2 protein-coding genes are annotated in these 12,041 nt (G+C 48.9%); both read left to right on the forward strand.

Going from position 1 to position 12,041, the window contains the following annotated elements; all coding sequences use genetic code 11:
- Positions 1–432 precede the first annotated feature (432 nt).
- The gene (locus Q365_RS0122250; protein WP_028025430.1) at positions 433–10,752 is read left to right on the forward strand and encodes a retention module-containing protein; all 10,320 of its coding nucleotides are present in this window, start codon (positions 433–435) and stop codon (positions 10,750–10,752) included.
- Between the two features lie 123 nt (positions 10,753–10,875).
- The gene (locus tag Q365_RS0122255; protein WP_028025431.1) at positions 10,876–11,859 is read left to right on the forward strand and encodes a chemotaxis protein; all 984 of its coding nucleotides are present in this window, start codon (positions 10,876–10,878) and stop codon (positions 11,857–11,859) included.
- Positions 11,860–12,041 lie beyond the last annotated feature (182 nt).

The raw sequence follows: 12,041 nt of genomic DNA on the forward strand, positions 1-12,041 counted from the left end.
AAAAGACAATGGGTAAATGTCGCGGAAAAGCATTTACCTGGGAGACAGACACCCAATTTTAATAACAAATGAGCACCGCGTTTGCTCTGAACTATTGGTTGTCCTCGTCATTACAAGTCGTGAGAAATAAAGTGTTTTCTCGTAAAGTCAAAAATAGGGCATGTTGGAGCATATTTGACCCCCAAAGGACGCTTTTATCGCATTTATATTGCAAATGAGACAGGTAGAGACAAGTAACTAACGACCAAACTCACTGGAATACGCGATTTTCATGAAGTCGGGCATTAATCAATGCATCAGAAGATATCGTGTTGATCGAGGGGTCTATTCCTCGTTTCGTTTCTCACGTTGCGGTGCCTTTCCTATTCAATAGCGAAGATGTTGGCTCTCTGACTTTGAAGTACCCGCTTTATATGGTGCAGGTGGTATGACATGGCTGAAAAAGTAAGGGAGAGCCAAGTTAATGGCTCTGATAGTGATAATGTCCAACTTTCTGTAACTGGTGGCCAAGTTTACGTCATTAAAAATGGCGTCGCGATTCCAACGCCAGTTTCAGAAACGGCGAATTCTGGGGACATCATTCTTGCAGAGTCCAAAGCATCTTATGTGATGATGGTGAATGGTGAACCCGTATTGGTTCATGAGCCTTGCCCAACGTGTATATTGGTCAATGATCGAGGTGTGGATGTTGTCGGCCTGATTGGCAACATTAATGTTCAACAAAACAACCAAGCCATTGCGTTGCTGGAAGACGAAATTTCAGCGTTGCAACAAGCCATCTTAGCGGGTGCTGATCCGTCAGAAGATTTCGAAGAACCCGCTGCTGGGGGCGCATTGAGTTCGTCCATTGGTGGTTTTGCCGTCATTCAGTACGATTACACGAGTGTGTTAGCAGAAGCTGGCTTTACGACAAGTTATACACCTCCCTCAGTTGCATTGCTTCAAGGCGACAACCTTGCAAATTTGCCGCCTCCTGGTGGTGAAAGCCTCAACGTAGCCATAGTCGAGGGTGACCTCACACCACTTGATTCAAAAGTGGGCTATCCAACCTCGGTCACATCGTCTGTGCTGATCCCTGCAGGATCTTTGCCGCTCACGGCTGATAGTTTTGTTATTGAGCCTGATGCATTGTCTACTCTTATCGCCGAACTGACCGCTGAAACAACCAGCAATGGTAAAGCACTAAATTATCGCGTGTCTGATGATGGGCGAACAATTACTGGTGAGGTGGATGGCGTAACTGTTGTCACCCTTGCTGTTTCCGCTGAAGCTTCAGGTAGAAATGTCGAACTCACAGTGACAATCACGCTTGATGGGCCACTCGACCATATCCAGGGCAACGATAGTGGTCTCGTCGCCATTAATGGTGATGTCATCGACATCACCTTGTCTGTACAGGGCGAAGACGCCGCGGGCCGACCATTGGATGAACCCATTACTGTCAATATCGCCATCGAAGATGGAGCGAATCCGACGGTCAATCCGCAGAACGTCACTCACAACGAAAACATCCTCGATTACGTCTCTGAGCCTATTGCGCTTAATGTTGGCACGAACAGCGATTTATTAGCGTCAGTGAGCTTTCTTTCCAAGCCTGCATTGGTTGCGTTCCTTGAAAGCATCACCAGTAATGGAGAGGCCACAAGTTTCAGCATCGGAGCTGAACAAATTTCGGTGTCCCTCGCGTCAGATCCCTCGCAGCAAGTTTTCAAGATTGATCTTGTTGAACTGCCATCGCCTGATTCTGACGACGGAGCTCAAAGCACCTCTGTCGGTGCCTATGGCTATGTTTTGACACTCAATGCGTCGATTGACCAAACGTCAGCGACCGACACGTCTGTTTTTCCTGTGTCTGTGATAGCCGTTGATCAGGACGGAGACAGCACCACGGGTGAGTTCTCGGTCAGTTTAAGTGATGGCGACAACGCCAGCGGAAAAGCCGCAGTGATCTCTGGTGACTTTGAGGTGGTGGAAGATAATACCGAGTCTGAAGAACAAGTTGCCAGTGGCTTCATTGAACTTGAAGCTGGCTCAGACAAGCTTATTCCCTCCACCTTGTTTATCTCCAATTTGGAAGACACAGAAGGTGTGCTGGGTTTGCTCAGTGAGTTGAATCTACTTAGCTCAAACGGTGAACCCATCAACTTTGCTATTCAGGCGGGCACCGAGCCCAATGTGATTGTGCTTCAGGGTACCCAGCCAGACAGTTCGCAACCTGATGGTGTGAAAGAGATACTGACATTTACGTTAACGGCCGAATCACAAGCGGGAAACGGTGCGACTGGCGTTATCGTTAGCTCGACTTTCGACGTGTTCGGACCACTTGATGAGAGCAATCAATCCCTCTTTAGCAATACGAAATGGGTAAAATTGGTTTCTACGACCAACGACCAATCTGAGCAGGTCGAGTCATTTGATATTCAATTCGAACTTCAACTGCGTGATTCAGACAACGATTTGCTGGAAGCGCCGATTGGTGTGACCTACACCGTGGTTGATGGCCAAGCGCCAACCATTAAGATCACGGATGTTGAAATCACTGACCCCCGTTTTGATGCACCTGCCAACATGGTTATGGGAGAACTTGGCCTTGAAACGGGCAGTGACCGTATTCAATCGGTGGTGTGGGAATTACCGCCAGTCTTCTTTAGCACTATTGCATCACTGACCAGCAACGGGAATGCGTTGACGCTGCAGTCAGAGCCGTCGGATATTAATGGCACATCAAAGACCATTGTTGTGGGATACCAGAATGACAATGATGAATTTGTGACGGTTCTATCCATTGAATTTATTCCAAACACGGAACAGTATTCAGTGACACTGTCACAATCAATTGACCAGCCTGATAGCGAAGCCGTTGCGCTTACTTTGGGGGCGAGAGTGACCGATTCTGATGGTGATTCAGCCGTAGGTGCGTTCAAAGTCACCATTCTTGACGGTAACGAACCTAGTCTTGCCCCAGATAATGTCACCATGACGGATCCCGTTATTGGAGAAGTTAGCCAATCTCAACAGGTGAGTCTCGGCCTAGCACAAGGTTCCGACGCCGTTAAATCAATAGCGTTTTACGCACCTCCTGGGCTAGAGGCGTTGCTTGCAAGTCTGACGGCTAGCGGGTATCAAACGTCCTATTCGCCGAGTCCTTTTTCCGCAGATACAGACACCATTCGGGTTTACTTCGATGACCCTGCCTTGTCCAGTGCATCATCACCAGCCAACGACACTGACATATTAACCATTAGCTTGGATGTAGACGCAGAAGGCGAGCCGATCGGCAGCTATATCGTTGAACAGCATTACGCCATTGACCAAGGTGATGGCGCAATTGTTCTGCCAATAGGCGTACGTGTCGTCGATACGGACAACGATACCGTGTCGGATGAATTGACGGTGACCTTGAATGACCGTGATGGTGATGCCGGTTCAGCAGACGTGGTAGGCAAGGTGGAACTGACCGAGCCTGATTTGACGCCCAATGGCGCAGAAGTCGCTTACCCTGACGATTCATCGGTGACGGCGAAGCTGAAGGCAACCGATGACAGATTGTTGCCTTCAGACGTGCAAATTGACAGCTTTGTACTTACCGATCTTATTACTAACCTCAATGCCGTGCTCACCAGCGGCGGAGAGCCTGTTGTATTCACCTATGATGAATCAACCGCCACGCTGACAGGCAAAGCCAATAATGAATTGGTGATGACGATATCCCTCTCTGGGGTGCAAAACAGCGATGGGTTCTCTGTCGACGTCACACCGCTATTAACCTTGCATAAGCCGCTGGACCATCTTAATGACGATAAGAGCAACGATTCGGTCTCATTCAACGGCGATAAAATTTCCTTCAATATTGAACTGCAGACCAACGACTCTGATGGCGACACCTTGCATTCATTAGGTGCAATTTCGTTTGTGATCACTGATGGCGAACCGCCTACCATCTCAGAAGTTCCTCCTTTGTCGGTCGAAGAGAGCGATATCAATACCAACGGAACGGGACAGGATAAAAACAACGCGGGGACAACCCCTGGTGGAGTAGGGAATGATCAAGATACCGCGACAGGAAAACTGGTGCTCGATGCTGGCAGCGACGCTATCAAAGATATCTCTCTGGATGTGTCCGCTTTTACTTCACAAAACGCCGATAGCAGCCAAGACTCGGCAGGCAACAATATCCCCCTAAGTTCGCACGGCGAGCCTGTGACTTTGTCTCTTACCAGCGATAACAACGGCACCAAACTGTATACCGGGATGGCCGACACTCGAGCGGTGTTTACGTTAACCGTGTTTGCCGATGGCACGTACACCTTTGCGCTGCTTGGGGCACTGGATCATCCGTTGGGGCAAGATAACAACAGCCTCGCTATCAATTTTCCGTTTGTGGTTGCAGACAGTGATGGTGACGCCGCAACCAGTAATATCGTGGTTAACGTGCTGGATGATGTGCCTCTTTCACTTGAAACCGATGGGGTCGGCGTGGGTGGCGCGCAGTTGGTAACCGATGAGGGGGATGCATCAAGAAAAGTGGCGGTCATTCCGCTGCGAAATCGTGGTGCAGATGGTGCGTCGATTGAGTCGGTGACCATCAATGGTGAGGAACATGAGTTAGTACCAGGCATTAAGAATATCTTCACAGTGACGCAAGGAGAGGACGGTCAGGTACTGGGAACGTTAGCGGTACAAAGTAATGGCAATATGCAGTTTACAGCCGCTGAGAATGTCGATCATAGCGGGGCGGAAAGTAACCGAATTACGGAGACCTTTAGCTATAACATCGTTGATGGAGACGGTGACACCGTAGTTGGGTCAGCACAAATCATCATAGTTGATGGCTCACCTCAGCTTGTGGTGAGCAATGCCGAGGGAATTGAGGATCAGGGGCGCGAAGGGGATCCCGATGATGACATTGTCTCCAATCCGGCCGATGGCATTCCAATCAACATGTCCATTGATGTTGGAGACAGTGACCAAGGCGAAGGGGTCAGTCGAGTCGTAATTGATTTACCTGCTAACGCTCATGGCAGCTTCTATGCAAACGGAACGATATTGGCAATCACAGGAAACCAAATTGTTCTGCCGAGCAACGTGTTTTTGCCAGACGGAACTAATCAAATCTGGACGCTGAATGGCGTGACGTTTGTGCCTGATCAGGATTATTCAGCCGCATCGGGCGTGCCCACATTCACCGCTACGGGTTATGTCGAGAACGCCGATGGCAGTGAGCGGGAATTGGCGAGTCAAACGTTTACCATCACTGTCGAAGGCATCGCAGATGTGCCGCAATGGGATGAGAGCACAGTGCTTTATTACGCCATTGATGAAGACAGTGATGGTGCGGCGTTAAGTTTGAATGCAGAGCTGCAAGACAATGATGGATCTGAAACTCTGAGCTATTTGCTGTCGTTTGAAAGTGGTCAAGGCACGCTAGTGCTTAATGGGGAGATTCTCGCGCCCACCAATGGTCAGTATGTGGTGTCGTCTGCCGACATCAATAACGTGCTGGTGAAGCCTGACGCAAACTTTTCTGGGGACATTACGTTGACTGTGGTGGCCCAAAGCGAAGAGAGCGCCAATTTTGTTAACGACAAACAAACCGCAGAATCAGTGTCACAAACAATCACGGTGGCGGTCTCGCCCGTCGCGGATAGCACCACCTTAAAAGTCACGCGGATCAGCGGTGAGGAAGATGAATTAATCAACCTATCGTCATATATCAGCTTGACGAGCACGGTTGATTTGGATGGTTCTGAAGCTTTGTTTGTTCGAATTAGCGGCTTACCGATTGGTGCCAAGCTATTACTCGCTGACGACACAGAAGTTGACGATCAAGGTGGCGTTTACGAAGTGGCTTACAACGATATTGGTGGTTTGAGGCTATTACCGCCACCACAGAGCAATGTGGACTTCTCTTTGAGTGTCACAGGCGTTGTGAAAGACACGGCGATTGTCACTAATCAAGAAGGCGTGACACAAACAGAAACGAAGATATTCGAAACCAGTGCCAAAACCTTACCTATTGCGCTCAAGGGGGTCGCCGATGTGCCGGTGATCGACGCTGATTTAGGCAATGTTTGGCAGCCGATTATTGAAAATGGTGTTGATACGGGCATTGAAGCCACTATTGAAGAGGACAGTTCCGTCGCCTTGTCGTTCACGCTTACGTCTGGTGAAGATGGGAAATCGCTGCCAGAGGACAATTCAGAAACGTTAACCTCTTTGGTCACCAACATTCCGGAAGGGGTCACCCTGTTAGACACCAACGACAACGCCATCAATCTTGTTTATGCAGGGTTAGATGACAACGACCAGCCTCAATATCAAGCTAAAGTGGATGGCCTGTCTGACATCAAGTTGGTTCCGCCAGCAGGCAGCACAGAAGATATTCGGTTGACGGTTACTGTGGTAGTGACGGAAGACGATGGGGATTCTCGCGCCGTCGATAAAGATGTCATCGTGCATATAGAACCCAAAATCGACGCAGTAAATTACTCCCTAGACAGCCAAGGCACGGAAGACACCAACGTTGTAGTGAACTGGCGTCCCGATGTCGATCAGGGTTTTACAGATAACAACGAAGCAATCACAGGGATCTCGTTCAATATCGCGACTCAAGCGCTAACCGCGGGATACACACTGACCATAGTGGGCGAAACATCACCACTGACCTTTTCAGGAGGCAGTGTTGTATTGAGCAGTGCGCAAATCGCGGCATTGGTCGGTGGCGCTGATCTTTTGTTGAAAGCGCCAGAGAACGTTGATCAAGATGAAAACCTGAACCTGACGGTCACGCTAACCGTTGAGCAAACCGACAGCGATTCTAGCGCCACAGACTCGGCCATCATCACTGGCACCTTGGATGTTCGCATTGTTGCTGCGGTAGAAGATGACGGTAAGGTGACCTTGCTCGATGGCACTGATCCCGTCGAACAGCCCATTACTGATAGCGGCAGCGGCACTATTTCCTTGGCGTCGGATGACCACCGACTCGCCTTTGTAACGCCAGAAGGCATTAATACCGATGGCACCAGCGCCGAAGTCATCACACAAGTTGTGATTAGTTTTGTCCAAGATGCGAACGGCACACCATTCACATCGGCAGACCAAGCCTATTTTGATCAGTTCTATGTCCAAGGCGGCATCAACAACGGGGATGGGAGTTGGACTGTTCCAAAAAGCGAACTCGATACGTTGGCCATTTCCGTTACAGATCCCATTTCAGCGCCAGTATTTGTTAGCGTCACAGCGCTAGTTCAAGACCAAGGCGATGCCGGTGAAAGGGACGTCAGCGCACAAATTGAACAAAGCCCGATCATTATCGAGTTGGACTTCACAGGAAGCGTGACAAGTACCCAAGAGGCGGGTGCCATCACGGTGACAGAGCAGGCCATCACAGGTGTTGAAGACACACAAATTGGTTTTGGCGCTCAACTCGAAGACTTGATTCAGGTTGCCCCAGCGGATGCAGGCTCAGATGAACTCACGCTCGTGATCAGCAGCGCAGCGCTTACCGCCGCGGGTGCGAGGGTATCTGGGATGGAGTTCAACTTCGAAACCAGTGAATACGTGCTTAACGTGGATGTTGCAGCTGACGGCTCTGTGGATCTATCGGGCGTTTCACTTATTGTCCCTGAGCACTTTGCTGGTGATTTTGTGCTGCCTGTGAAGTTGGTGACCACGGATAAAGTGAGTGGTGATACCCAAGAAGCGACTGCCAGCTTTTCCGTATTAGTCACGCCCGTTGTGGATGGCATTTCTACATCAGTTAAAGTCCTTGAGACCGATGGGTTAAACAGTGAAAAGCAGCCCGTGGATGAAAGCGCCGAATGGCAACCCGTGGAAAAGCAGGCGCTGGAAGATGGCATCATTGAACTGGATTTTGCAACCGAATTGGTTGATGACGATACATTGCCAACCAAGGGCGTAGAAACCATCAGCAATGTGGTGCTTACCGTGGATTCCAATGTGGGCTTCTTCGTGAATGCAGACGGCACAAACCCCCAAAGCAGTATTACGGTTAGCAAGGATGATCTCGGCAGCATCCACTTTAAACCCGTCGAAGATTTTAGTGGCCTTGTCACTGTGACTATGAACACCACGGTTGTCGATACCGCATTAAACGACAATACGAGTAGCGCGGACTCGACGGCGACAGATACCATCACCACCCAAGTGTCATTCACGGTATTGCCCGTGAACGATCCGGTAACTTTTGACGGGGTAAACGAACCTATTTCTGGAACGGAGGATGAAAATATTCCGTTGACGGGTGTGGTTGCCGAACTGAATGACACTGACGGTTCAGAGCAGATTGTGTCAGCGAAGCTGATCGGTGTGCCTGACGACTTCAAATTGATTTCAACTGGCTCTCAATTAGTGCAGAACAGTGGGAATGGAGAGTGGACGATCAGTGTCACGGCAGGCAGTACATCACTCGTCTTTGACCAGATAGCGTTCGTGCCACCGAAAAACTTTAGCGGCACCATGGACGTGGTTCTAGAAGTGTATGCCAAAGAGGATGATTTAACGCTACCCAAGATGTACTCAACCACAGTGAACGTTGACGTTAACCCCATTGGTGACGGTATTGATTCGGACATCACGACAACCGTGTCGGGGACGGAGGATGAAAACATCATCTTACCGCTCGATATCAGCGTTATTGATAACAAAGATACTTATGATGGCACAGGTTTATCAGTGTCTGAGAATGCGCCAGAAATCATCAAAGTGGTACTCACCAATGTTCCTGATAGCGCAACCATTAGCTTGCCAGATGGCATATCAACAGGCAGTTCGGTAGAAAAGCAGTCGGATGGAAGTTGGGTGGTGATTGTCAATCAAACCACGTTATCAAGTCTGATTTTTACGCCCGGTGACGCCAACGAGCTGAACTGGAATGGGCAACTTGAAGTGTCCGTAAGGGCGATTGATAACGGCGTAGAAGCGGAAAGTGGACTGTGGGTAAATCAAGTGATCGATGTGACGGTGTCAGCAGTTAACGACGCGCCCGATCTGACAGTACCAGCATCAACGCAGCGTGCCGAAGAAGAAACGCCGTTATTGATCGAGTCCATCCAAGTGAAAGATGTCGATGTTAACGATACCAACGGCAGTGAAATTACGGTCCGCCTGAGTGCGGAAAACGGGACAATGAACCTGTCTCTGTCATCTCCGATTCCAACAGGCGTTACAGTCACTGGGGCGGGGTCTGGCAGCATGATTCTAAAGGGTGACTTTACGGCGATTAACCAAGTGCTGGCCACACATATTACCTACACGGGAGACACCAATTTCTCGGGACAAGACAGCATCACGGTCACGGTGAACGACAATGGAAATACGGGCACTGGCGGTTCGCTAACAGATTCCGAGTCAATCTTGGTAGACGTATTGCCGAAACCCGATATCCCAACGCTTGTGTTGAACAATGCTCAAACGGCGTCAGTTGGGGGCAGTATGTCTGCGATTATTCCTTTACTGGGATTAACTGCAGCACTGACTGACCGATCTGAAACGCTTGCCGTTGAAATTCGAAATGTCCCTTCGTCTCTAACATTTGTCGATTCAGAGGGCGCGGCGATAGGTATTGGATCTACGGGCGGGGTGCTGACACTGACGATGGCGGAATTAGCTCAATTGCATGTCATCGGGGATACAACGCTTAGCGCGAGTGTCGATGTGGTTGCCATCTCGACCACAACGCTGGGAGAAAGCGCGGAATCTGACAGCATCAGTTTGTCGATTAATGTGGTTGATCCTGCACAAGAGGCAATCACTTCACAAGACAATACGTTGGAGAACTTGGTGGTGTCTGGTGATGAGGCGGCGTCGCTAGTTGGCGGTGCTAATAGTGATACCCTCATTGGCGGGCTTGGCGCTGATATTCTGACGGGTGGCTCTGGCGATGACACATTGTGGGGCGGGCAAGAAGGTGAAGGCAATAGCAGCTTTGATAGATTTATGTGGTCGAGTGCAGATTTCGGTACCGCGCAAAATCCTGCCATCGACACCATTGAGGACTTCAACCCCGCCAAGGACATTTTAGATCTTAGTGCAGCCATCAATGTGAGTAGTCTCTCCAGTCTTTCTGCATTGACTGAACAGCTTTCACTTACAGAATCGAGCGGAAATACTCAACTGAATGTGCTGGTGGATGGCAATGTTACGCAAGAAATTGTCATGACAGGCGTGAGTTTAGATGTGCTGGTTAATGGCTCCTCGTCAGATATGACGCAAACCGAATTGCTCACCGCGGTCATTAACCGCGGTAGTTTATATCTAGGCGAGAATATTGGCACGAGTGATGACAATCAGCTTTTGGCGCAATCGGCAGGTGAAAGCCTATTCGGAATGGACGGCAGCGATACGCTGCAAGCAGGGAAAGGGAATGACATTCTGACTGGCGGCGAAGGCGACGACATTTTTGTGTGGCTAGAGGCGTCATTAAGTTCGCCCGCCAACACGGATGTCGTCACTGATTTCACGCTGGGACAAGACAAGCTCGATATTGGTCAAATCCTGCCTGATTTGGGTTCATCTCCAAGTAGTGGCGATTTACTGCCTTACTTCGATGAAGCATCTGTCGATACCGATGGGACGATACATTTATCACTGACATCAGATGGCGGCACGCAAAACATTGATCTCCAGAACATGGATCTAACCAGCGGGGGATTGAACTTGATTTCAGGCGCTTCAACCAGTGAAGTGCTCTCCGCGCTATACGAACAACAGGTGTTCAAATTGGACTAACTCAAAGGGCAATCTGTTAAAATCACAGCAATTAAATGCAACGCCGAGTCGATTGTTTCCATATTGAGACTATGCTGATAGAGGACATTGTAAATTTGGCCTCAAAATGTATCGGGACTTGGCATGAGCACAGAACAAAAAACATCGATCCTGACAGAAAGCGGAACTAACGAGCTTGAAATCATTGAATTTCGACTCGAGAAAACACAGCCGGATGGCACCAAGAAGCTGTGTTTTTATGGAATTAACGTAGCCAAAGTACGCGAGGTTATTCGCGTTCCAAATACAACAGATTATCCGAACGCGCAGCCTAACGTACTGGGCGTATTTTCACTGAGAGGGAAGCTCATACCCCTTGTCGATCTCGCGGGTTGGCTTGGAGTGCCTACACATAATACTATTGATACTAAAGTCGTTATCGTTACTGATTTCAACCGCATGTCCAACGGGTTTTTGGTAGACAGTGTCAGCCGTATACACAGAATATCTTGGGAGGAAGTCGAATCTCCGAGCTCATTCCTTGAAGCATCAGACCAAGATTGCGTGGTTGCGGTTGTGCGTCAGGATTCCAATCTGATCATGATTTTGGATTTTGAGAAAATCATTGCTGATATCAATCCCGAACTCAGCATGGAGAAATACGACGTTACGCAAGATAAGCGAGTCGTGATCGATGATGCCATGGTGGCTAAACGTGAAGCCAAAACCATCATGGTGGTGGATGATTCTGCCTTTATTCGTCGTTTGATTGAAAACACCCTTCGTTCTGCGGGTTATAACGTCATCACCGCTAAAGATGGCCAAGAAGCGCTGGATTCAATGATTGAGTTTGTTCGCTTGTGCTCTGAAGAAAACTTACCGATTTCTGAATTCGTTGATGGCGTAGTGAGTGACGTGGAAATGCCCAAAATGGATGGTATGTATCTCGTCAAACAACTCAGAGAGATCGAAGAATACAAATCCATGCCTATCGTTATGTTCTCGTCGTTGATGAGTGACGACAACCGTAAAAAGGCGATGGATTTGGGGGCGAATGACACAATCACCAAACCTGAAATTGGCCGTATGGTCGGCTTAATGGATGGCTTGGTGTTGAAAGAAAGCTAACGAAAGTCAGTTATTGAAATCGAGTAAAATGGCTTTGCCCATAATCGATAGTTCGACGACTAACAGCAAGCAGCCAACAAAAAAAGCGCCGTAACCTCGGCGCTTTTCAATTCTTAAACTCGCTACCCATTCACTGAAAATCACGCTCAGCGTCTTGGGACGTGCACGTAAAACCTAAACTT

This window comes from Enterovibrio calviensis DSM 14347 (assembly GCF_000621165.1).
GTDB classification, from domain to species: Bacteria; Pseudomonadota; Gammaproteobacteria; order Enterobacterales; family Vibrionaceae; genus Enterovibrio; species Enterovibrio calviensis.